The sequence below is a fragment of the Streptomyces sp. NPDC002701 genome, assembly GCF_042889045.1.
Lineage (GTDB): Bacteria > Actinomycetota > Actinomycetes > Streptomycetales > Streptomycetaceae > Streptomyces.
Genome location: NZ_JBIAQL010000041.1, coordinates 1 through 23,316 on the forward strand (window position 1 = coordinate 1; position 23,316 = coordinate 23,316).

Below are 23,316 nucleotides of genomic sequence, written 5' to 3' on the forward strand. Positions count from 1 at the left end.
CGACAGCGCACGAACCCCACCACGCTCCGGCACAAAACAACATGATCGACGTCACGGTTTACAGAGCGTCAACCTCTTCAGGCCAGAGCGTCACATCGGCGTCACGATGGGCATCGCGGCAAGGGGAGCAGCACGGCGTTCAGCGGGTATCACGGGTTGCATGCGGCTCATGTGCCGCAGTGCGCATGATGCCGCCGCGGAAGGCACCGCCGCCGACGTAGGCGCTGAACCCGGGGGAGGACCCTCCCGCCGACAGCAGAGGCGGCGGGGCCGCGCTCGGTCGTCATCGTGCCGATCAGGGTCTCCGAGCGGCTCGTGCCATCGCGCCGCACCATGGGCGGCTTTGCCGCTCGCCATCTGCGGGTCCCGACCGAGCTGGTTGTGGGAGACGGGGCCTGGCCGTGTGGGATCAGCGGATCCTGTCGGGCCTGACCGAGACTGATCTGCCCACCAACGTGGTGAGCGTCCACATCAGCTCGCACCTATTGGCGACTCGCAACCACATGCGAAGAGTCTTCTTCTCATGTGGTTGCGTCACACGCGGCGCCCGGCCGCGCCGGGTGCGAGAAGCCGTTACGGCGACGGCTCGTAGCTGACCGTCTCCTGCCCGCAGCCGGCGGCGAGTGCGGTGAGAGCGTCCCGTTCGCGGTCGTCGACGGTCAGCTGCCAGCGGAGTTTGGTGGTGACCCAGTCGGTGGCGTAGGTGCAGCGGGCATCTGCGAGGGGCGGGGTCCAGTCGGCGGGTCCTGGTCTGCCTTGCTGCGGTTGGTGCGGGCGGTGACGGCGACCAGGCTGCGGTCGGCGTCGAGGTCGTTGGCGTACGCCTCCCGCCGGGCCGCCGTCCAGGTGCGGGCGCCGGAGTCCCAGGCTTCGGCGAGGGGGACCATGTGGTCGATGTCCAGACCGCCCGGAGCGGTCAGGGTGACGCCGTCGTAATAGGAGAACCACTCACCCACCGTCACCTTGCAGCCCGCCTCGATGACCGGCTCCACCCGGGACTCGGCGATGAGCACCTCGGAGCGAGTGTGACACGCGTCCCGGTCGGCGTCGGACCAGTGCTTGAAGGAGCTGCGCTGGTAGCCGTCGCGGGACTCGGCGGCGGCCGGCAGGAGGTGCACGGCATCGGCCAGCGGCAGCTGCTCCGCGCGCGGCTGATGCGCGGCGGCGGGTGCGGCGGTGAGGGGGAAGGCCAGGAGGGCGGCAGCGGTGACCGCGATCTTCGAGAACATGACCTCTTGCTGTCGCCGGCCGGTAGCGACCCGCCCGGACTCGGGCTGTTTGTCATCCGGGCGAGGACAATGGTCGTACCGCAGCCGAGGCGCACGTCACCGCCGGCGGGCGCCTGGGATGCAGCGGGCCGTTGCGGTGTGGGGGAGAGCCCCGGCTGGGCGGGGGAGGCCAGCCGGGGCCGGGGTAGTGGTGTGCGGAGGGCGGTCGCCTTGCGGCAGAAGGCTCTGTGGGGCGTCGCCGGACGATCGTCCCCATGGGCTATGGGTGAGCCCAGTGGCACTGTCCCCTCCGCAGCCACCTACGGAACGTCTTGGCCGAAGCCCTGAACCAGTACATCCAGCGGGTGGACGAGGCCAAGATGGGCGATCTCGATCTGATCGACCTGGTTCTGGCAGAGGAACTCGCGGTCGGGGACGTGACGATCGCCGCTTCCGCAATGGGCTGCGGCGGTCGAAGCTGCCGCACCACAAGACGCTCGAGGACTACGACTTCTCCTTCCAACCGATCTCGACCCGCGCAAGGCCAAAGGTCTGGCCACCCTTTCCTTCGTCGGGGACAAGGCCAACGTCGCCCTGCTCGGGCCGCCCGGGGTCGGCAAGACACACATCGCTGTCGCGCTGGCCGTCGCCGCTTGCCGGGCGGGCTACTCGATCTACTTCACCAGTCTCGACGACATGGTCCGTCACCTCAAGGCCGCTGAGGATCAGGGGCGGTTGATAAGCAAGCTCATCAGCTACCTCCGCCCCGCCGTCCTAGTGGTCGACGAAGTGGGCTACCAACCCCTGGAACGGGCCGAGGCGAACCTGGTCTTCCAGGTCACCTCCAAGCGATACGAGAAGGGCTCGATCATCCTGACCTCGAACAAGACCTTCGACGAGTGGGGCCAGGTCTTCGGAGACGAGGTCCTGGCCACCGGGATCCCTGACCGCCTCCTGCACCACTGCGAGGTCGTCCCGATCATCGGCAACAGCTACCCGCTGAAGAACCGCCGCTACCTGCTGCCGCAGATTTTCGCTAGTCCAGCTAAAACGGTCAAACTCATACGCAACTGTCGCTTTTTCGTTGGCAGTGCGTCTCGCGGGCACGAGGCTCGGGCCGGCTCTTCCGGATCGGAGTACAAAACATGCTGCTATCTCATTCATGATTGCAACTTTCCCCGAACTTCTTCGGGTATGGAGCATGCAAGAGCAGTAACTCGACGTTGGTTTTCAGCCACAGGATTGAGGAGTCGTCAGGTGAGACTTCCTCGTGTCGTTGGTTGGCCCTCCCATCACAAACAGCCGTACGACCTGGCGGCGTGCAGGGCGGGTTTGGCCGCAACTTCAACTGGGCAGTAACGCAGCGCTCATAGGAGGGGTGCAGCTTTATCGCCCCTGTAGCTTCACCTTCTCAAGAGGTGAACCGTCCTCAGGCGGCAAGCCGTAGCGTGGTGTTCGTACAGCTCTCAACCTCACGCTTGACCGATGAACCGGAACTCTATGTACTGTACCGGCACATCTGAAGATCGCGTGAAGTTAGGGTGGGGGAAGTGCGAATACGCTGGTACGGTGGATCAGGTGCAACACCACGAAGACGGCCTCAGGGGTTCATCGGTTTCATAACCGGAATAACCTCTCTGGCTCTGGTCGCGTCGCTGCCGACGTTCACGGCCCCGGCTTCAGCGGCCCAAGCCGTTCCTCAGTCCATAGCAGGTGGTGAGACGACTCACCGCAGCGCGACAGCCCGCGCCCTGGCCACTGGCGAGCAGGTCGAGGGCACCGAGGAGCGCACCGAATACTCGACGACATTGGCCAATCCGGACGGGACGTTTAGCTTTACGCAGTCTGCAGTGCCACAGCGCGTCAAGCGGGAGGACGGAAGTTGGCAGGCGGTCGATCCGACCCTTGAGCGACGTCCGGACGGGACTGTGGGGCCCAAGTCCGCAGTCGTTGATGTCTCCTTCTCGGGTGGCGGCGACGGCAGCAAGATGATTCATCTGGGCAACGAGCGGGGTTCGTTGCGGCTCGGCTGGCCGGGGTCGTTGCCTGAGCCTCGTCTGGACGGCGCCAAGGCCGTGTACCCGGATGTCCTGGCAGGTGTCGACCTGGAGCTCACCGCTACGGCCGAGGGCTACCGCGAGGTGCTCGTCGTCAAGTCCGCCGAGGCGGCCGCGGATCCGGCGCTGGAGCAGGTCAAGCTCTCCATATCGGCAAAGGACCTGCAGGTGGTGCCGGGTGCGGGTGGTGGTCTGCGGGCCGTCGACAAGGACGGCAACACCGTTTTCAAGGGGCCCGCCGGGCAGATGTGGGACTCGGCGAGCCAGGTCGTTGAGTCGGCCGCCACAACCGGGACCGCCCGTACGGCCGCCTTCGCGCAAGCCGCTCCTGCCGAGCGGCCGGACCCAGTTGAGGAAGGAACCCAGCCCCGTGCCGGCGATGCCAGCGCGGTGATGCCGGTGCGCGTCGACGAGCAGACCATCTCCGTAGAACCCGACCTTGGGCTGCTGCGCGGTAAGGACACGGTCTATCCCGTACGGATCGATCCGTCCGTGGGTCTGGGGGTGTCGGAGCGGACGGTGCTGTCCTCGGATGGCGATAAGTTCTGGCAGTTCAACGGTGACTACGGGGTGGGCCGGTGCAGTGTCTCCGGTCCTTACTACTGCGGCAGCAACTACACCAACCGCATGTACTTCGAGTTCTCGCCGTCGAAGCTGTCCGGCAAGCACATTCTCGATGCGACGTTCCGTGCGTATGAGACGTGGTCGTTCTCCTGCAGTCCGCACTGGGTCGACCTGGAACGCACGAACAACATCTCCGAGGGCACCCGCTGGCCTGGCCCGGCCCAGCTGGATCAGATGGGCGACCGCTACGTGTCCGCCGGGCGCGGCGACAACTGCTCTCCCGACCAGCCCGACCAGTGGGTGGAGTTCAACGACAATCCGGAGGAGACCGACGAGAACCTGGCTTCCACAGTGCGGAAGTTCGCCGACGGAAAGATCTCCCGGCTCACCTTCATGCTGCGGGCGAAGGACGAGGGCGACCCCGAGGCATGGAAGCGGTTCGACGACAACGCCGAACTGAAGGTGAACTACGCCTACAAGCCGGGTGTGCCCACTGATGTGGGGATCATCCCCGGCGATGGCACGACCGCGTACTGCAAGACGTCTTCGTCGGACCCGCTCATTGTCACGCGGATCGACCCGATGGTGCAGGCGCGGGTGCAGACCAAGGTCGAGCACAACGCGGGCGAGGAGGAAGGGTCCCTGCAGGCGGAGTTCGTCGTCGAGCGCGGTGATGACGCCGCCTGGCACGAGGTGTGGTCAGGCTACCGCCCGGACTCGGGCTGGGATCCGGACGGCAGCCTGGAGAAGCTGCGTACCTCCAACCGGGCGGACGGCGGCCTGTACCGGCTCAAATCGCGTACGCAGTCCCACTGGACCTACGGGGGCAAGTCGGGGGATCTGTTCTCCTCGTACTCCTCCTGGTGCTACTTCAAGATCGACTCAACGGCGCCCAAGGCCCCGAGGATCACGCCGGGTTCCCCGTACACCGAGTGCGTTGCCGCGTTGTGCGAAGGAAAGGGCGGTCCGGGTGTCCCCGGCACGTTCACCTTCAACCCGAACGGGGCCGACACCGACATCACCGGCTACCGCTGGCGGCTGCTCACTTCCTCGGCGAAGGAGACCAGGACAGCCAGCGGGTCGACGGCCGCGGTGAGTGTGACACCTTCCCTGTCCGGCACACAGGTCCTGTCCGTGGAGGCCAAGGACGTGCGCAACCGGTGGGGCACGCCCGCCGAGTTCAGCTTCAAGGTCGCTCCCGCGGCTGGAGCTGTCGGTGCCTGGCGTTTCGATGACGGGGCGCCCGGTTCGGGTGTGACAGTGGCCAAGGACAGCGCGACGGAGGGCACCCGGCACGATGCCACGCTCTACGGCAGTGCGGGCTGGTCGTCGCTGGCTCGTCGTGGGGATGCGGACTCCTCGCTGTGGCTGGACAGCACCGACCCGGCCCAGCAGCAGTACGCGGCGACCGCATCGGCCGCGGTGAACACCAAGGACTCGTTCACTGTCTCAACCTGGGCGTATCTGACCGACGCGTCCGAGACACACGTGGCGATGGCGGCTCCGGGCACGAACGGTTCGGCGTTCACGCTGTATTACTCGGCGTCGTACAAGAAGTGGGTGTTCAACCGGACGGCTACCGATGTCAAGGACGGCGCGGTGTATCTGCGCTCGGTCTCCGACACGGCGGGTCCGCCGCTTAAGGTGTGGACGCATCTGGCTGGTGTGTTCGACACCAAGGGTGACGCCGACAAGACGAACGACACCATTCAACTGTTCGTCAACGGTCGGCCGCAGAGCAGCCCTGTGGTGCTCAGCTCACTGTCGAGTGCGTATACCCCATGGGTGTCCTCCGGCGGTCTGCAATTCGGCCGCTCGCTGGTCGGCGGCGTCTACGGTGAGTACTTCCGCGGCCGCCTGGACGAGAGCGCGGTGTGGCAGCGTGCGCTGACCGGCGACGAGATCGCCGAGCAGGCGCAGCTGGTGGAGGGCAGCGTCGCGGCCAATGAGCTGGTGGCGCACTGGGATGCCGCGGGCTCCACCGGTACCGAGGTCAAAGAACTTACGCCTTATCCGGCGCCGAATCTGAAGCTGTCGGCGACGGGGGCTGCCCTGGATGAGGAGAACAACGCGCTCGTCTTGGACGGTCAGGCCGGCTATGTCTCGGCGGCCGGTCCGGTTGTCGATGAGAGCGGTTCGTTCACCGTCTCCGCGCGGGTCCAGCTGGACTCCGTGAAGCTTGCAGCCAAGCCGGTGGGCTATCAGGGTCAGGTGGCAGGGCAGCAGGCGTCGGCCGGTGAGTCCTCGTGGGCGTTGTGGGTGGTCAAGGTGGCCGACGGCGTATACCAGTGGAAGTTCACCCGCAGCGCTGTCGGCGCTGACGGCAAGGTGACGCAGAGCGCCGAGGTCCCCGGCGGCGATGTTGCAGAGACCGACACCTGGGTGCAGGTCACCGGGGTGTTCGACGCCCAGCAGGCGTGGCAGTGGACCGATTCGGCGAACTCCTCGAAGACCGAGACCCGCTACGGGCAGCTTCACCTGTTTGTCAGCGAGTTCGGCCAGCCCTCCGAGGGTGCGTCCGGCTTCTCCACGGCCCAGCAGGGCATCGGCACCGTCACCGCGGGCCATGGCAGCAAGGGCGGTACCACCGGGCACCATTTGCCCGGCGCTCTGGAGGACCTGCGCGTGTGGACCGGTGCCATGAGCGCAGACCAGATCTCCTCACAGGTTCTGGGCGGCGGCATGCTCTGACGTCTCTGTATTGACCGCTGGTTCACGGCTGATGTGGTGTCTGGTCCAGACTTCCTCGCCCGGACCAGACACCGCTCCACCGAAGGCCCGCTACGCACCCGCGCCGTATTGAGGCTTGTCATTCCCTTTTCTGCCCCACGTGTCTTCTCTCTCGACCTTCCCCGTCCCGTCCCCCGTCAGCGGGGCACCGTGCGAGCGGCCCTCCTTCGGCCGAGCGCAGAAAGAACAGGTTCATGAACCCCTTTGGGAAGTACCGGCTGCCAAGAAGCAGACCGGAAACCGGCCATGGCCGCTGGATACGGCATGTCGCCCTCGGCGTGGGCATAGCCATGCTGCCGGGCCTGCTGACACCTGTCGCATTCGCTGCGGACACCGACCCGCTGGGCAGACCGGACCTCAAGACGCCGAAAGCCACCGAGGTCACACCGTTCACGGCGAAAACAAACAAGAAGACCACTGCCGTGATGGCACGTGCGGCGGAGGCCGACCGCGCCGCGGCCGCACGCGCACGTAAAGATCAACAGCAGAAGGTCAACTGGCCAAAATCAGGGAAGGCTTCGCTGACCGTCCCGGGCAAGGGTGCCGCCAAGGCCGCTCCCGGCTCGCTGCCGCTCACGGTCGCCGCGCCGCTCAGCGGCAAAGCCGCCGAGACCGTCACCGTCCAAGTAATGGACCAGAAGACGGCGACGAAGCTCGGTGTGAAGGGCGTGCTCCTCAAGGTCACCGGCGCGAAGGGCGGTGGCAGGACTCAGCTAGGCATCGACTATTCGGCCTTCGCTTCTGCGTACGGTGGTGACTGGGCGGGACGGCTCGCACTGAGCAGGCTGCCCGACTGCGCCCCGGCCGAGCCGGCCGCAGCGAAGTGCCGTGCGGCCGACAGCCTCGACTCCACCAACGACCGGCAGAAGAACCAGCTATCGGTAGCGCTGAATCTGTCATCCAGCGGTGCGCCGATGACGCTGGCGCTGGCTGCAGCCGCGAAGTCAGGTTCTGGTGACTACAAGGCCACGTCGCTGTCCGCCTCCTCGACCTGGGAAGCGGGCGGCTCGTCCGGCTCGTTCACCTGGTCGTACCCTCTGCGGGTGCCACCCGCAGCAGCCGGGACAAAGCCGTCCCTGGAACTTTCCTACGACTCGGGTACCGTGGATGGACGTACGGCGAACTCGAACAACCAGGGCAGCCAGGTCGGCGAGGGCTTCGACCTGACCTCGTCGTTCATCGAGCGCAAGTACGGTTCCTGCGACGACGACGGCCAGGACGAAAAGTACGACCTGTGCTGGAAGTACGACAACGCCTCCCTCGTACTCAACGGCAAGGCAAGCGAACTGGTCAAGGACGACATCAGCGGCAAATGGCGACTGAAGAACGACGACGCCTCCACCGTCACCCACTCAACGGGCGCGGAGAACGGCGACGACGACGGAGAGCACTGGACCGTCGTCACCGGTGACGGCACCAAGTACGTCTTTGGCCTGAACAAGCTCGACGGCGCCGGTACGGACGATCGTACCCAGTCGGTGTGGACCGTGCCCGTCTTCAGCGACGACGAGGACGAGCCCGGCTACTCCGACGGAACCTCCTTCTCCGGCCGCGCCAAGACCCAGGCGTGGCGCTGGAACCTCGATTACGTCGAGGACACACACGGCAATGCCACGTCGTACTGGTACACCGCAGAGCACAACAACTACGACAAGCTCGGCGACGACAACACAGGCACCGATTACGTGCGCGGCGGCTACCTGAGAGAGATCCGCTACGGGCAGCGTGCCCGTGAACTGTTCTCCGGCACGCCGGTGGCCTCCGACAAGGTGGTCTTCAGCTATTCCGAGCGCTGCCTGGCTTCCGGCACCGGTTGTGACTCACTGACTGAGGACACCCGGGACAACTGGCCGGACGTACCGTTCGACGCGCTCTGCAAAGACGGCGACAAGTGCACCGGTAACGTCGGGCCGACATTCTTCACACGCAAGCGGCTGACCACCATCACCACGTACGCGTGGAACGCGAAGACCACGACGCCCGCCTACGAAAGCGTGGACGCCTGGGCGCTCAAGCACCTCTATCTGGATCCGGGCGACACGGGTGATTCGACCGACCAGTCGCTGTGGCTGGACGAGATCAAGCACACCGGTAAGCGCGGCACCGATCTGGCACTGGACCCGGTCAAGTTCGACCATGTAATGATGTCCAACCGGGTGGACGGCACGACCGACGACATCCTGTCCCTCGACAAACCCCGCATCAAGACGGTCGTCTCCGAGACGGGCGCGCAGACGATCGTCAATTACGCTCCCTCCGAGTGCTCGGCCGGCGGCACGAAGCCGAAGCTCGACCAGAACACCAAGCGCTGCTACCCCGTGTACTGGTCACCCAACGGCGGGAAGATCCCGATCCTCGACTGGTTCCAGAAGTACCCGGTCACGTCGGTGTCGACGACGGACCCTTTCGGCGGCTCGGAGGCGGTGCAGCACACCTACCAGTACTCCTCGGACGGTGGTGCCTGGCGCTACAACGAGGACCCAATGACACCCGCCAAGGAGCGCACCTGGTCCATCTGGCGCGGCTACGGCAAGGTCACCCACCTCACGGGTGTTTCCGGCCGCACCCAGAGCAAGACCGTCACCGTCTATCTGCGGGGTATGAACGGTGACCGTGTCCTCGGTTCCGACGGCAAGACCCTGGACCCGGACACGCGCAAGACCGTGAAAGTCTCCGGGATCAAGGCCAATGAGGTCACCGACTCCGACCAGTACGCGGGCTTCACTCGCGAGACGGCCACCTACAACGGGGACACCGAGGTCACCGGCACCGTAAACGACCCCTGGTCGAAGCGGACGGCGACCCAGCACAAGTCGTACGCGGACACCGAGGCGTACTTCGTGCGCACCGATGCCACGCACACCCGTACCAACATCACCAGCAAGGCAACACCATACGACCGGGTGCGCACGGTGAAGACCACCTACGACGACTACGGTATGGCCGAAAGGGTCGAGGACCAGGGCGACAACGCCGTCTCAGGCGATGAGAAGTGCACCCGCACCTGGTACGCCCGCAACGACGACGGCATCAACTCCCTGGTCTCCCGGACACGCACAGTGGCCAAGACCTGCGCGACGGCGGACTCCGCGCTGGACCTCCCCTCGGACTCCAAGCGGTCCGGTGACGTCGTCTCCGACACCGCCACCGTCTACGACAACACCACGGCCACCACGTGGTCGGCCTCGCAGCAGCCAACCAAGGGTGACGTGACGTGGACCGGTCGGGCCAGGTCCTATGGCGGTGATGACGCCGCGGTCTGGCAAAAGACCGCCACGACAACCTACGACACGCTCGGACGCCCGCTCGTCGTCAAGGACGCCAACGGCGCGGTGGTGGCCAGCACCGTCTACGATCCGGTGGCAACCGGTCCGCTGACCTCGACGACGATCACCAACATTAAGACGCACAAGACGGTTACGGCATCGGACTTTGCCACCGGCGCGGTCCTGAAGACCACCGACGCCAACAACAACATCACCGAGTCCGAGTACGACAGCCTCGGCAGGGTCGTCAAGGTCTGGCTGCCCAACCGATCCAGGGCCCTGAGCAAGACGCCAAATTACGTCTACGACTACAAGGTCACGAACGCGGACATGTCCTGGGCTTCCACCGGGACGCTCAAGGGAGATGGCTCCGGCTACAACACCGGCTACGAGTTCTACGACTCTTTGCTTCGCTCACGCCAGACGCAGACGCCCAGTCCGGCCGGTGGCCGGCTCGTATCGCTGACGCTGTACGACGAGCGAGGCATGGCGGTAAGCCAGCAGTCGGACATCTGGGACAACATGTCGGCTCCCTCCGGCACCCCGGTGCAGACGGACGGCGGTCAGGCCCCGATACAGACGGACACGACGTACGACGGTGTCGGCCGCCCGTCCAAGACAGTGACGAAGGCTCACGGAGATACCCGCTGGACGATCAGTACCGCCTACACGGGCGACTCGGTCTCTATGACTGCCCCGGCCGGCGGTCAGGCCGCCACCGTGGTCACCAACGCTCTGGGACAGACAACAGAGCGCCGCGAGTATGCCAGCCCTACGCCGACCGGCACCGACTACACGACAACTGGCTACACCTACACCCCTGCCGGACAGCAGGAGACGATCACCGGTCCTGACAAGACCAAGTGGTCCTACACCTACGACTTGTTCGGCCGCCAGGTCGCAGCGACGGACCCGGACAAGGGCAGGAGCATCACGGAGTACAACGACCTGGACCAGGTCGTCAGCACCACTCCTAATGACGACGCGGCCAAGAAGCTGCTCTACGAGTACGACGACCTGGGCCGCAAGACCGGCATGTGGCACGCGTCGAAGACGGACGCCAACAAGCTCGCGGCCTGGACTTTCGACACCCTCAGGAAGGGACAGCAGGACACCGCGGTCCGTTACGACGGCGGTACGGCCGGAAAAGCGTACACCCAGAAGGTCACGGCCTACGACCCGCTGTACCGGGTGAACGCCAGCCAGCTGCTCCTGCCCGAAACCGAACCACTGGTGGCCGACGGCTCCGTGCCGAAGACCCTGTCCTTCACCACCGGGTACAACCTGGACGGCACGGTCAGCCAGTCCGGTGCACCTGCGGTGGGCGGCCTCGCGGCCGAAACCGTCTCCTACACCTACAACACGAGGGGCGGCCAGCTCACCTCCAAGGGCACGACCGGCTACCTTCAGGGCGCGGCGTTCTCCCCGCAGGGCGACTTGCGCCAGCTCACCCTCGCAACGGACGGCACCAGCTCAGCCAAGAAGGCATACCTCAACTGGGACTACGAAACCGGTACGCGCCGCCTGACCCGCTCCTACGTCACTGACGACGTGCACGGCTACATGCCGCAGGAACTGAAGTTCACCCAGGACGACGCGGGCAACGTCACGTCGATTTTCGACGCCACCACGCAGGGCGGCACCTCAAAGACAGACAACCAGTGCTTTGCCTACGACGGCTACCGCCGCATGACGGAAGCCTGGACCCCAAAGGCGGCGGACTGCGCGACGTCAGGCCGTACCACGTCCAACGTCGACGGAGCGGCCCCGTACTGGACGTCGTACACGTACACCGACGGCGGTCAGCGCAAGACGGAGACGCAGCACGCCTCCTCGGGCGACAAGACTACTACGTACACCTACGACGGCACCGCCGACACCAAGCCGCACACGCTGGACAAGACGACGGGCGCACAGGCCGCCACATACGCCTACGACAGCGTCGGCAACACCACCTCCCGCCCCGGTGCGACAGCCCAGCAGACACTGGCCTGGAACCCTGAGGGAGACCTGAGCAAGCTCACCGAGAGCGCGAAGGAAACGAACTACCTCTACGACGCGAGCGGCGAACTCCTGATCCGCAGGGCCAAGGGGGACGGCGACACTGTCCTCTACCTGGGTGGCACAGAGGTCCGGCTCACGACCAAGGGGACCACGAAGACCCTGTCGGGCACGAGGTACTACAGCGCCAACGGCCAGACCATCGCGGTCCGAACAGCGTCCTCCGGAGTCTCGGGCACGAAGCTCAGCTTCCTGGCCGCCGACCACCACGGCACATCGAGCATCGCCCTGGACGCGGCTACGTACGCGGTCACCAAGCGCTACAGCACACCGTTCGGCGGCACGCGCGGCACGAAGGCGACCACCTGGCCGGACGACAAAGCGTTCCTGGGCAAGCCGGCGGACGAGTCGACAGGACTGACCCATATCGGGGCCCGTGAATACGACCCCTCCGTCGGACAGTTCATCAGCGTCGATCCGCTCCTGGAACTCGACAGGCACCAAACCCTGAACGGCTACAGTTACGGCGCCCAAAGCCCCGTGACCGAGTCCGACCCAAGCGGCATGGGTCTCGCGTGCGGCGGAGCGGGCGGATCAGGGGAAGCCTGCCCGGGCCGGCCTGACGGGACAGCTGGAAACGGCCGCCCCAACGAGGCCGTCGACCTTTCCAAGCCCTTCCCACCGCATCCGTGCAACAGCAACTGTGGCACGTCCCATACAGACAGCTCTGGACACACGGGTTCGGGGGGTGGAAGCGGCAAGGCCATCATGGGGCCAAGCGACAAGGACGGCGGCTGCGGCTCCTGGGGATTCCTGAAAGGGTTGTGCTCCAGTGTCGGAGAAACTTTCTACGGGGTCGTTAGCAACGTTCCGCACATGGCTGAGTATGGCGGCTGGCTCGTTGACAGCGACTGCTGGGGGAATGGCGGACCTGGAGGGCCTGGCTGTGACTACGGAACCCAGTTTGACAACTGGGTGGCTAGTCAGGGCTACGACGTCACAGGTGACGAGTACCAAGTGCCCAGCGCACTTGCAGCCATCTTCGGCCACAGACCTAATTACGGCAGAGGAAATAAGCCGTTCGCTGGAAGCGTCGTCGGCCCTACTGCGAAGTCAACCCATTGGGCCCTCATAGAGGTCAGAAATTCAAGGGGAGCGATGGTCAATTCGTACACGCTCCGAAGCGGGACTCAGACCCCCGAAGAAAAGGGCCTCAATTTCCCGAACAATTCACAAGCCAGCCATACTGAAAGCCGAGCCGCACGTATGTCTGGCGGCTCCCCCACGGTTCGCATCACAGGTGACCGCTACGCTAACCTGGCACCGGTGAACTCTGGCGACACGGTTACAATAACGGGAATCAAACCGCCATGCACTCAGTGTCAGGGCTCCATGAGGCGCGCAGCCTCTGAGACTGGGGCCACATTCATGTACATTTGGGGTAATAAGTCATGGAGCAGCGAGGAGTGAGTGCCGCATGAGTCGTCTCGACTGGCCCATTAGGGTGGTCACTGCTGATGAGAACTTGTCCGACTCATGCTTCGTTCTTGGAGTTGCGTCTGACGAGTACGGAGAAGGGGGAAACTTTATCTTTCAGTGTGGATTGAGTGCTCCCGATGAGCAAGCCCGCAGGTTGGAACTGGACAGCTACTGTGTCCTGAGCCAGGAAGGTGGTGTTCAGTACGGGGGGGTAGAAAGCATTTCCCTGTCCGCAGGCGTCCTCTCCTTCCGATTTAGCGTCGAGGCAGTTGCGGAACTCGATATTCCAACACAGAACATCGAAATCGAGATCGCCCAGGGAGTAGATATTGAAGTACTCCGTAACGGGCTGCGACGAGTTTTCACCTACGGAAATCCCGAAAAGATTCCACAGATGACGAACATCTGACTCTTGTAGGGTGCCGCGTCGGCCTGCCAATTGCAAAAAAACCGGGTCGACGCGGTTATTACTTCAAGTGGAGGATTATTCCGCTTGATTGCCCATGCTTTATAAAGCGTCGGCCAATGAAGCACATGCAGGAACGGGTCGTTATCATGCGGATGCTCCGATTCCTGCGTGGCGCCACTGACCTGTTCAGGCATGATTGTGCCGAATGGCACATCGCGCTTGTATTGCAAACCCTTGCAGCCGGACCAGGACCGGCCACTGCTCATCCAGCGCCACCTCGGCGCCCACATGCCTCCTCAGCTCATGGGATCGCTGCAGGATACGAGACGCATCCTGCAGCGCGTGATTCCACGACGACCGGGGAGGCGACAGCTGTTCCCCGCGCCCGTGGGGATGGTCCCCGCTCACCGTCCTTCAGGACCCCGGGGGCGATCTGCTCCCTGCGCCTGCGGGGATGGTCCCAGCCCGTGCGCTGGCGGGAGCGCCTCGGTCGGTTGCTGCGCTGTCCCGGCCGTGCGATGGGTTCGACCGCTTCAGAAGTCGATCAGCCGGGGGTCGCGAGTGTCCTCGTACGCCCTCCGAGTGGCGGTCGTCGGCGCTGCACCTTCGGTGCTGTCGGATTTTTTGGGCGGTCCCGGCGGCCGGTTGTCGGCCGGGGATCCCGCGTCGCCCGGTGGCGTTGCTGATGAGCTGCTTCCTGTCGGCGGTGGACATGTCGCCGTGCCCCGGGTAGGGCCCGGTGTGGCGTTGCAGGGGTGGGGCAGGCGAGCTGCCACTGTCCGGTGATCTCGAGTTTTCCGACCGCCTCTTGCCAGAAGCTGTCCTGGTCAGGCGCCTTGCGTGCCGGCCATGTTCGCCGCGTGTCCGGTCGGTGTTGCGGGGGCTGGTGTCTTGTAGGTCACCGCACAGGCCGCGGACTGCGTTGTCTTTCGCGGCGGGTCATCGCGCTGCGGGGGGTTCGCCGACCTGAAGTTCGTTCGCCCATTTTTGGGCGGCGGCGAGGCTGGGAGCGGTGCCGGCCGGCTGGTACGTGAACCCGTTCCATTCTTCCAGGACGCGTGGCTCGTCGGGTTGGAGGTGACTGGCGCCGCCGTGCGTCGGCCGGTGGCGCCGGTAGATGTCCATCGGCGGCCGGCGTCGCTTGTCGTACGCGGCGAGCGGGTTGTCGGCGTCCGCGCGTGGGACGGCGCGCGACGGCTGGTTGGACGGTCCGGGTCGGGAGTGCTTGCCCATGTCTCAATGCTCTCAGGCGGCGATCGTGGTCGGCGGGGCGGCGGCGAGGTCGCGGGCTCGGGTGCGTACGTCGGCGTCGCCGGCGGTGCGATACGGCCGGGTGGTGTCCAGCAGGGTGTTGATGCGGGAGGCGACGAGGGTGGAGTTGATGCGGGCCGCTTCGTCGAGCGCCTGGTGGGCCGCGTCGGTGGCCTGCTCGATGTCGCCCTCGTCGTACAGGGCGGCCGCCAGGCTGACACGGTCCATGACTTTCACCCGGTCGAAGTCCGGCTTGCGGAAGGCGATCGCTTTCTCGACGTGCGTGCTTGCGGCCTGGGGGCGACCTGGCTGGGTGAGGTCGCGGGCAGAGACCGTGCGGGCGCCGGCGTGCTCGGCGGCGTCGAAGTAGTCCACCCACGGCGGTACGTCGCCGAGGTCGTCGGCCAGGAGCTCGTCGGCGATGCCGTGGTGCCTGTGGGCCGCACGCTCGTCGCCGAGAGCCGCGTGCACCCGGCCGGTCTGCGAGGAGACCAGCGTCCTTGTCACGGGCAGTGTGGCCTTTTTGGCGGCGACGTCAAGGAGAGCGAGGGCGTCATGTGGGTGCCTGAGGTGGATCATCTGGTGGGACATGCGGGTGACGAGCTCCACTCCGCGGTCGCGTTGTCCGGCCTCGCCAGCGGCGTACGTGCCGTAGCTCCACAGGCGTTGGGCGATGCCGTAGCGCCCGGCGTCATGGCTGACCCAGCCCGCGAGCGCCGCGAGGTCGGCGGTTGCCGCGAACACCCGGGTCCTTGAGCTTCGGTGGGACGCCGTCCTGGATACGGCGGGCGACCTCGTCGAGCTGGGCGACGATTGCCGAGCGGTACAGGCCGCCTCCCTTGGAGGCGTCGGCCTGGGTGAAGAAGGAGGTCACCTCTTCGAGGGCGGTGACGGCGCCGATGTCGAAGCCCTTGTGTTCATGGTTCAGTGCTCGGGCGGTGCCGCCGAGCATCCGTTCGGCGGCGAGGATCAGCGGGGCGCTGACGGTGAGCTTGAGGGTGAGCGGCTGGCCGACCGCTTGTGAGAGGACGTCTGCGAGCAGGGCGGGGACCGGCGGGCAGGCTTGTCGTCGTCGATCCAGCGGCGGATACGGGTCGCGTCCGGCGCGATCTGCCGGTGACCTCGGGCTGTGCCCGCCACGGCGATCCCGCGGGCGATCTCTGCGTGGGGCAGGCCGCTTGCCGCGGTCCACAGCGCCAGATGCGGGTTGCCGGATCTGCTGGCCATCGCTCCCTCGCCCTACCGCCTGCGTATACGGAGCGTGGTAATTTCGCCACGGTTCGCGACTCTTACGGTACTGGTCAGGACCATGGGAGGTCATCGATTGGTTCAAGCGGGGGCTGATCGGCTTCCGCTTCATCCCGTGGGGAAGGGTGAGCACATGGCTACACCGACCGCTCAGGCACCGTGGGCCATGGGGCTGGTCACCGACCGGCTGCCCGTCGGCCCGCCGTCGTACGCCACGGTGGTGCTGGACGCAGCCACGCAGATCGCCCGCTACACCGATGCCGCCGGCCAGGTGGTGGAGATGGGCAAGCACGGCACGTCGAAGACGACCGGCACGGCGTCGATGTCCGGGGGCGGGGACGGGCAGAACCCGCAGCCGCAGACCCAGGACGACAACACCACCGACTACGAGTCGGACTGACCGATGGCCTCCACCGTCCTGGTCGTTACCGCGCTGGAGGACGTCACTGCGGACTGGGTCATCGCTGCGCTGAACGAGCGTGAGGTGCCCGTCGTCCGCGTCGACCCCGCCGACATCGGCACCGGGCTGACCTTCGGGGCCCGCATCAGGGCGGGGACGGCTTCGTGGGGCGGGCTGCTGCGTACGGCGAGCCGGGAGGTGGAGCTGGGGGAGGTGACGGCGGTCTACTACCGCCGTCCCACCCCCTACGCCGCCCGGTATCAGCATCTGTCCCCTCAGCAGCGGAAGTTCGCCGCCGCTGAGGCCAGGCACGGGCTCGGCGGCATCCTGAACACTCTGCGCGGCGCCGTCTATGTCAACCACCCGGCAGCAGTGACCCGCGCAGATTTCAAGCCCGCCCAGTTGCAGAGGTTCACCGAGCTCGGGCTGTCGATCCCGCCGACCCTGGTCACCAACGACGTCGAGGCGGCCCGCACGTTCGCCGCCGAACACGGCCCCGTCATCTACAAGACGTTCCGTGGCCTGCCCCCAGACGAGGCCGGGCGCACTGGCGCGATCTGGGCCCAGCGTATAGATCCGGAGACCTTCGACGACTCTCTCGCGGTGACCGCCCACCTGTTCCAGGCCGAGATCCCCAAGACCGCAGACGTCCGGGTCACTATGGTGGGCCGCCGTGTGTTCGCCCAGCAGATCGCCGCCCCGGACGGGGCCCTGGACTGGCGCCGCGGCGACTGGGACGACCTGATCCACGCCCCCATCACCGTGCCGGCCTGCATCGAGGCCGCCCTGCACAGCTACCTGGCCTCGTTCGGCCTGGTCTTTGGATGCTTCGACTTCGCCCTGACCGGCGACGCCGATGCCCCGGAGCACTGGACGGCGATCGAGTGCAACAGCAACGGGCAGTGGGGCTGGCTGCCCGACTCGCCGGCCATCACCGAGGCTTTCGCCGACATCTTGAGCAGGAAGGAGGCGGGGCCGAGATGAGCATGCCCGCCGACCTTGAGACCGACTCCGTCCGCCTGCGCGAGGCGATGGCCAAGCAACTCGCCGCCGACGGTGTCCTCGTCGATCCGGCCTGGCGCCAAGCCGTTGAGGCGGTGCCGCGCCACCGGTTCGTGCCCAGATTCTACCTGCCCGCCGACGAGCGTGACGGACAGGGCCTGACGGTGTGGGAGCCGGTCACCGCCGAACTCGACTACGGCCGCTGGCTGGCCGCCGCGTACGGCGACTCCACACTGATCACACAGTTCGACGGCGCCGAACCCGACTGGAAGGCCCCCGTCGTACGCCACGGAGGGGCCCCCACCTCCTCCTCCACGCTGCCCTCGCTCGTCGTGCGCATGTGGGCGGACGCCGAGGTCACCGAGGGCCACACGGTGCTGGAGATCGGCACCGGGACCGGCTACTCGACCGCGCTCGCGTGTGAACGTCTCGGCTCCGCCGACGTCACGTCGATCGAGGTCGACCCCCGCCGGCTGGAGCAGGCGGCGAGTGCGCTGTACGGATGCGGCTACACCCCGACCCTGGCGGTGGCGGACGGCCTGTACGGGTACTGGCCCGAGGCGAAGTTCGACCGGATCGTGGCCGCCTGCTCGTTCCGCGCGGTCCCGCCCGCTTTGCTCGTGCAGGCCCGGCCGGGCGGGAAGATCCTGCTCACCCTGTCGGGCTGGCTCTACGGATACGCCCGCGTCCTGCTGACGGTGGCCCAGGACGGCACCGCCGAGGGCCGACTGCTCGGCGGCACCGTGTCGTTCATGTCAGCGCGTACGCACGCGGCGCCGGCGTTCGGTAACCCCGCCCACTGGGCCGCGGGCCTGCCCGGCAAACCCCGGGCCGCCTTGCACAGCCCGCAGCGGATCACGGCCGCCACCGAGGAAGCGTTCCACCTGCGCTTCCTCGCCCAAGCCGCGGTGCCCGACGCGCAGATGACGACCGTGGGGGAGGTCGTGCACCTGGTCGACGTCGTCACCGGCTCCGCCGCCACCCTCACGCCCGAAGGCGGCGGATGGGCCGTGCGCGAGGGCGGCCCGGTGAAGCTGTGGGAACGCATCGAGCGCGTCCTGGACGCCTACGACACGGCTGGCCGGCCGGGACCGGAGACGTTCACGCTGCACGTCTACGGCGGCGGGCAGCACCTGCGGCACCCGCAGATGCCCGGCCTGCCGCTGCCCAGGCCCTGACGCGGGCCGTACGCTCCAGACGCCCGGACATGGGGAGTGACGGCCCCCGTCCGGGCGCCGGAAGCGGGTGCCGAGTCACAAGGCACGGCGGGCACGACGCTCAACTGCCGCCGGTGCGTTCCCGCAGGCGTGCTTCCCTCTTGGGCGATGCGGTGGTCCTGGAACCTGTTGTTCGTCCGGGGCCGGGCCGTCTGCGGTTTCTTCTTCGTCTGCTGCTGCTTCTGGTGAGGACAAGCACGAGACCCCGGGCATCTGGGGCCCCGGTCTCTCTGTGCTCTGGGGTGTCCGACTGGTTCAACGACCAGCCGGCGGAAGCATCACGCCCGCTCCACGTACAGCTCCCGCAGCACGTTCTCCTGGCCGTGGGCAAGCCCGACGACGGGCGGCGGGCTCAGTTCCGGAAATGCGTGGTGACGGTCCGGTGATCCCGTTTAGCGTGATCTGGCTGGCGATCGCCAGCAGCATGTGGTGAACACACTGGAGTTCCGATGGCCCTGCCCGCTGGGCTCACTGCCGCCCTGGGACGACACCCGACGATCTCACTGAAGACGATCTGCAGCGTGCGGTCGACAGCCAGATTCCCGAGAGCGTCGACCTGGACTGGAAGAAGGACTTCTACCAGGGCACCGACGCGGGCAAGAAGGAGCTTGCCAAGGACGTGTCCGCCATGGCTAACACCGTCGGCGGCATGGTGGTGATCGGCGTCCACGACGGCAATCAGGACCACGCCCACCACCTGGACCCCGTTGATCCGGTGCCCGGCCGAGGAGTGGATTCGCTCCGTACTCGCGAACTGGATCCAGCCCGTCGTCTCCAACCTGGGCGTCCGGGGCGTGAAGTCTGCGACCAAGGAGGACAAGATCTACTGGGTGCTCACCGTGCCCCCGAGCCCTCAGGCCCCGCACGCGGTCGCGGCACCGGGCAACGACTACAACTTCCGCGTCCACGTCCGGCACGGCACCACGACCCGCACGCTCGCCGAATCCGAGATCGCCCAGCGCTACCGTGACCGCTTCCAGGCCGCCTCCGACGACATCGATCGCTTGCACCAGATATCCGATGCGGGCTTCGGCTACCTGTCGGGCTACCTGAACAGCACGGCGCATGGCGGTAGTCCTCCCGCGACGTACTACCCGGGGTGGGTCAGCCTGACTGCGGTTCCATCTGTCCGCGGCACCTATCCACTGACCAGCCAGACGGATCGCAACGCGGCGTTCGACCGCTTCGCCAAGCTCGCCAGCGAAGGAGTGACCACCAACGCGCAGCCGGAACGCCCCGTGCTGGTCGGCCGCCGCCAAGTTCGCTTCGAGGGCATCCCCTCTCGGTCACCTGGGCCTTGGGCCGACGGCGGGCAACCTCGGAATATTACCCGCTGTGCCTGTTCGGATGCCTTAAGATGATCCGTCACACCTTGGGGATGGGGGCTGATATCACGATGGCGAATCCTGGACACCAGAGCCCAGATGCGTGTCAGCGACGGCTGGGCCGCGCGGTTCTTTTCCTCCAGCAACAGGCGCCGTTGATCACGGACAACGTAGTCAGGGCCGACATTGAGACCTTGCTTCTCGCTGGCCAGGCGATGGAACTGGCGTCTCGACTCAAAGGATATCGGCGGATCGATAACGCTGAACTAGTGCGGCAGTTCGCGCGTCAGTCCGGCGTCCCTGAGCGTCAGCTCATCAGCCAGGTTCTGCCCGTGCTCAAGCAAGCCGATGTGATCGAATACATGCTTGACACTGACGGAAACCTGGCCCACCTAGAGGAAGTCGTCGGGGTAACCGGAAATGTCATCGCGCAGACTTTCCGCGTTCTCGACATCCTTGGCCCCAGAAATGAGGAGTTGGCCCTCCTTCACAGTATTGAGATCGCCTCATGGGCCCCATTGACGAAGACGCAGCACCTGGATCAGATCGTGAGACGTGGACTCACGGATGCAGAGGCGGAGAGAGGGCTTAGCTATTCGCTGGCAGTCGCCATCAATCGCCGCATCAACTCCACCGAGCTCAACGAGGAAGTGATCTTTAACCCGCATGTCTGGGGAACCGGACAGGTCCAGATCGCATCCTTCCTGCGCGACCTCCCGCCGAACGAGCGCGATGCTCTGCTCGGGATCTGCGAAATTGCCACCAAGAGCCCAGGGGCCACCCTGGAACGAGTTGGCGGGAACTCGGCGGTCGTGGCAAGCGCCCGGAAGGTCGGCCTGATCCAGGCAGCCACTGTCAAGTCCAGCGCTCTAGGACAAAACCTGAGCCAGACATATGTCTTCTCCCCTTTGATTCAAACCGAAGACGACCAGGCCACCACGACCGAAGCGCTCCATTTGAGGAAGCTCTTTTTGGCTCACATTCTTTTCGGCCAGGAGAAAGCGCAACTCGGTCTGGGGCGGATCATGAATCCCGTAGCCATTGTGCGCAAGCTGCTCAATACGGGTGAGGTCGGGCCAGCAACGAACATCGGGACCGATTACCACATGCTGGAAGCTCATGACGTCGTCCGAGTCGAAGAGACAGGAGGGGCAGGGCTTTCTTGAAGCTGATCAAGGAAGACATCGTGCGTGATGGCCTGGATTGGCTCAACGCCAGCCTTGGGAATGTTCCGGATGGAAGTGCGGACGTCCCCAAGCTTGAACATGTTCCGGGAACCTTCATCCATCCCGAGCGGGATCGCTCCCTGCTTCCCGACGATGCTGCAAGTCATGAGATCGCGAATTCTGCGGTCCTGGAGCTCAGGAAGGAGGCTCAGCGTGCAGTCCGGCATCAGAGCCCGTTCGGCAGGTAGTGCGGTCGGCGCCGCCAAGGCGCCCACGGTCGGAGAACAACTGGAGGCACGGGTTTCCCAGCTGTGGTTTTGGGAGGGTTTCTATTCTCGACATGGAGTGAACCTGCAGCGCCATTATCAGGAACCGCTCACGATCACCGACGTCGATCTGTTCGCCTTCGATTTCAGTCCGCAACTCAGTATGTCGAAATACATCGGTGAGGTGAAGTCGGGGACTGGGAAGAATGCGGCAAAACCTCTGGATCGTATCGTCTGGCTTCGCGGCATTCGAGAGCTTGTCGGAGCAGATTCAGCTGAGCTCACCATCGCCACTGGAGTGACGGACCGGATTCGAGCATTGGGCGAAGTCTCGGCATTTCCGCCCAGAACATCGCGGACTTCGAACGCCGCGAGACAGACGCAGTGGGGCCGCTCGTCGACCTTGGCCCTCATGGCGTGCAATCGATCCTGTTGGAGCGACGGGTCAAATCCGCCTGCCGACAGCAGCCCGACTTGGAGCGCGCGTTCTGGTTCCTGCGCGGAGAAGTTTTCTTCCTCGAACCTTTTCTGGCAATCAAGCAGCTGATCGAGCTACTTCGCAGAATTACCCAACTGTGGACGCCACGCCTCCAGGATGAGGAAGCGATCGCCGTCCGGTGGCTGGCAGCAGAAGCGGTTAGCCTGCTGACGCTCAATCTTGTCGCTGCGACCGGAACAGCTCTCACTCTCAGCCGCTCGGATTGGGATTCCCTGGTCTCCGAGCGCTCGGCAGAGGGCTCAGTGCCTATGCATCAGATGCGAAAGCTCTCTGATTCCATCGATAAGTTCGTCGGCGGAATCCTGGCTGCCGCCAAAGTGGCGCCAGAAATCCGGACCGAGACGATCGGAGCATTCCTCCCGGAGCCACCGGACTATGCTGATTCGCTTTCCGAGCTCTGCTGGCGTTTCAAGAGCGATGCCCCAGTAGCGCGCGCTCTGCCCCGCCAGATGGATCTTCTGATCTTCGAGCGGTTGGTGCATCAACGGGAACTCAGCGGATCGGCCGTAACCCGCACGGGGCTGGACCGGGAGAGCTCAGCGCGGATGCGGCGCTTGGTCGCGGCGTTTCTGCGGGGCTGCGACGCGAGCTTCGATGCGCTGGAGAAGGCCCTCACCGGAAAAGTCGAAAGCGGTGGATCTCAGAGTCAGTCAGACGTCTGCGTGAGCCCCCCCCGGCGCTTCCGGGCAATGTCACCAGTCCGCGGCGATGCCCGTTCTTTCGTCGCAGTTGCTGATTCTCCTGGTAAAGGTTCGCGGTAACGGTGGCGAGGGCGTCGAGCTTGCCGTTCAACTCTGTGATCTGGTGTTTAGCCTCGCGGAGTTGTCGGCGGAGGGTGTCGATGTCCTCGTCCCGGCGGACTTCGCCCGGTGTCCGCAGGACCTGGCGGGGAACCTTGGCATCCCATTCGCCCAGGATGTTCTCGGCCCGGTGGACAGTTGCGTGGCTGACCTGAGCCTCGCGGGCGAGGTTCTCCTTGGTGAGGGCTCCGTCGGTGTGGAGAGGTTCGCCGGCCAGCAGTCGGGCCATGGCTTCGCGGAGTTTGGTGGCGGTCTTGGCGGACACCGGCATCAGGGGGTGAGCGTTTTCAGCGTGGCCACTGATCGGGTGACGGGGCAGTGTGAGGGCGGGGTGCGCAACGGACAGGGCCCCCGTGCCGTTGAGGGAGGTGTTCGACGTCTCAACTCAGCAGCACAGGAGCCCTGTTGGTTCCGTATCCTGCCTGTGA

At 65.6% G+C, this 23,316-nt stretch carries 14 protein-coding genes and 3 pseudogenes; 12 read left to right on the top strand and 5 right to left on the bottom strand.

Going from position 1 to position 23,316, the window contains the following annotated elements; translation table 11 throughout:
- Window positions 1-573: 573 nt before the first annotated feature.
- Window positions 574-1,229 (bottom strand): annotated as a pseudogene (locus tag ACFYXC_RS40005) (HNH endonuclease family protein).
- A gap of 311 nt (window positions 1,230-1,540) precedes the next feature.
- Here ACFYXC_RS40005 and istB point away from each other — a divergent pair.
- The 4 genes and pseudogenes from istB to ACFYXC_RS40025 form a co-directional block, all read left to right on the top strand.
- Window positions 1,541-2,219, top strand: a pseudogene (istB, locus tag ACFYXC_RS40010) (IS21-like element helper ATPase IstB); the annotation flags it as partial.
- A gap of 797 nt (window positions 2,220-3,016) precedes the next feature.
- Window positions 3,017-6,520 carry a LamG-like jellyroll fold domain-containing protein gene (locus ACFYXC_RS40015; protein WP_389557845.1) on the top strand — a complete coding sequence of 1,168 codons (3,504 nt, stop codon included), beginning with the start codon at window positions 3,017-3,019 and terminating at the stop codon, window positions 6,518-6,520.
- A 233-nt stretch (window positions 6,521-6,753) separates the two neighbouring features.
- Window positions 6,754-13,296 carry an RHS repeat-associated core domain-containing protein gene (locus tag ACFYXC_RS40020; protein WP_389557847.1) on the top strand — a complete coding sequence of 2,181 codons (6,543 nt, stop codon included), beginning with the start codon at window positions 6,754-6,756 and terminating at the stop codon, window positions 13,294-13,296.
- A gap of 7 nt (window positions 13,297-13,303) precedes the next feature.
- Window positions 13,304-13,714: an Imm10 family immunity protein gene (locus tag ACFYXC_RS40025; protein ID WP_389557849.1), complete on the top strand. Its 411-nt coding sequence runs from the start codon at window positions 13,304-13,306 to the stop codon at window positions 13,712-13,714.
- 939 nt (window positions 13,715-14,653) lie between these two features.
- On the opposite strand, the gene ACFYXC_RS40030 is transcribed toward ACFYXC_RS40025, so the two are convergent.
- The 3 genes from ACFYXC_RS40030 to ACFYXC_RS40040 are packed head-to-tail and all read right to left on the bottom strand — an operon-like array spanning window position 14,654 to window position 16,157.
- Complete coding sequence (locus ACFYXC_RS40030) at window positions 14,654-14,947, bottom strand: DUF6087 family protein (RefSeq protein ID WP_389557851.1); 294 nt, start codon at window positions 14,945-14,947, stop codon at window positions 14,654-14,656.
- Between the two features lie 12 nt (window positions 14,948-14,959).
- On the bottom strand, window positions 14,960-15,709 hold the full coding sequence (locus tag ACFYXC_RS40035; RefSeq protein WP_389557853.1) for a hypothetical protein: 750 nt from the start codon (window positions 15,707-15,709) through the stop codon (window positions 14,960-14,962).
- Window positions 15,657-16,157: a hypothetical protein gene (locus ACFYXC_RS40040; protein ID WP_389557855.1), complete on the bottom strand. Its 501-nt coding sequence runs from the start codon at window positions 16,155-16,157 to the stop codon at window positions 15,657-15,659. The genes ACFYXC_RS40035 and ACFYXC_RS40040 overlap by 53 nt, the downstream gene beginning before the upstream one ends.
- A 189-nt stretch (window positions 16,158-16,346) precedes the next feature.
- Here ACFYXC_RS40040 and ACFYXC_RS40045 point away from each other — a divergent pair, with 189 nt between their 5' ends.
- The 8 genes and pseudogenes from ACFYXC_RS40045 (at window position 16,347) to ACFYXC_RS40080 (ending at window position 22,136) form a co-directional block, all read left to right on the top strand.
- Window positions 16,347-16,613, top strand: coding sequence for a putative ATP-grasp-modified RiPP (locus tag ACFYXC_RS40045; RefSeq protein WP_389557856.1), 267 nt, complete (start codon window positions 16,347-16,349; stop codon window positions 16,611-16,613).
- A gap of 3 nt (window positions 16,614-16,616) precedes the next feature.
- Complete coding sequence (gene tgmB / locus ACFYXC_RS40050; RefSeq protein WP_389557858.1) at window positions 16,617-17,597, top strand: ATP-grasp ribosomal peptide maturase; 981 nt, start codon at window positions 16,617-16,619, stop codon at window positions 17,595-17,597.
- Complete coding sequence (gene tgmC / locus ACFYXC_RS40055) at window positions 17,594-18,793, top strand: ATP-grasp peptide maturase system methyltransferase (protein WP_389557860.1); 1,200 nt, start codon at window positions 17,594-17,596, stop codon at window positions 18,791-18,793. Before tgmB ends, tgmC begins: the two co-directional genes overlap by 4 nt.
- A 595-nt stretch (window positions 18,794-19,388) precedes the next feature.
- A pseudogene (locus tag ACFYXC_RS40060) lies at window positions 19,389-19,502 on the top strand (helix-turn-helix domain-containing protein); the annotation flags it as partial.
- A gap of 124 nt (window positions 19,503-19,626) precedes the next feature.
- Window positions 19,627-20,193 (top strand): hypothetical protein, encoded by a 567-nt coding sequence (locus ACFYXC_RS40065; RefSeq protein ID WP_389557862.1) that lies wholly within the window; start codon window positions 19,627-19,629, stop codon window positions 20,191-20,193.
- Window positions 20,190-21,323: a hypothetical protein gene (locus tag ACFYXC_RS40070; RefSeq protein WP_389557864.1), complete on the top strand. Its 1,134-nt coding sequence runs from the start codon at window positions 20,190-20,192 to the stop codon at window positions 21,321-21,323. The genes ACFYXC_RS40065 and ACFYXC_RS40070 overlap by 4 nt, the downstream gene beginning before the upstream one ends.
- Window positions 21,320-21,571 carry a hypothetical protein gene (locus tag ACFYXC_RS40075; RefSeq protein WP_389557866.1) on the top strand — a complete coding sequence of 84 codons (252 nt, stop codon included), beginning with the start codon at window positions 21,320-21,322 and terminating at the stop codon, window positions 21,569-21,571. Before ACFYXC_RS40070 ends, ACFYXC_RS40075 begins: the two co-directional genes overlap by 4 nt.
- Window positions 21,537-22,136, top strand: a complete 600-nt coding sequence (locus ACFYXC_RS40080; protein WP_389557867.1) for a hypothetical protein — start codon at window positions 21,537-21,539, stop codon at window positions 22,134-22,136. The genes ACFYXC_RS40075 and ACFYXC_RS40080 overlap by 35 nt, the downstream gene beginning before the upstream one ends.
- A gap of 564 nt (window positions 22,137-22,700) precedes the next feature.
- Here the strand turns inward: ACFYXC_RS40080 and ACFYXC_RS40085 are convergent.
- Entirely contained in the window at window positions 22,701-23,159 is a 459-nt protein-coding gene (locus ACFYXC_RS40085; RefSeq protein ID WP_389557869.1) for a hypothetical protein, read from the bottom strand.
- Window positions 23,160-23,316: the final 157 nt, after the last annotated feature.

Excerpts from the sequence above, each read along its gene's own strand:
- ACFYXC_RS40020 (WP_389557847.1), top strand. The coding sequence starts at position 6,754 with ATGAACCCCTTTGGGAAGTACCGGCTGCCAAGAAGCAGACCGGAAACC.
- ACFYXC_RS40025 (WP_389557849.1), top strand. The coding sequence starts at position 13,304 with ATGAGTCGTCTCGACTGGCCCATTAGGGTGGTCACTGCTGATGAGAAC.
- ACFYXC_RS40030 (WP_389557851.1), bottom strand. The coding sequence starts at position 14,947 with ATGGGCAAGCACTCCCGACCCGGACCGTCCAACCAGCCGTCGCGCGCC.
- ACFYXC_RS40045 (WP_389557856.1), top strand. The coding sequence starts at position 16,347 with ATGGCTACACCGACCGCTCAGGCACCGTGGGCCATGGGGCTGGTCACC.
- tgmB (WP_389557858.1), top strand. The coding sequence starts at position 16,617 with ATGGCCTCCACCGTCCTGGTCGTTACCGCGCTGGAGGACGTCACTGCG.
- tgmC (WP_389557860.1), top strand. The coding sequence starts at position 17,594 with ATGAGCATGCCCGCCGACCTTGAGACCGACTCCGTCCGCCTGCGCGAG.
- ACFYXC_RS40070 (WP_389557864.1), top strand. The coding sequence starts at position 20,190 with ATGATCCGTCACACCTTGGGGATGGGGGCTGATATCACGATGGCGAAT.
- ACFYXC_RS40085 (WP_389557869.1), bottom strand. The coding sequence starts at position 23,159 with ATGCCGGTGTCCGCCAAGACCGCCACCAAACTCCGCGAAGCCATGGCC.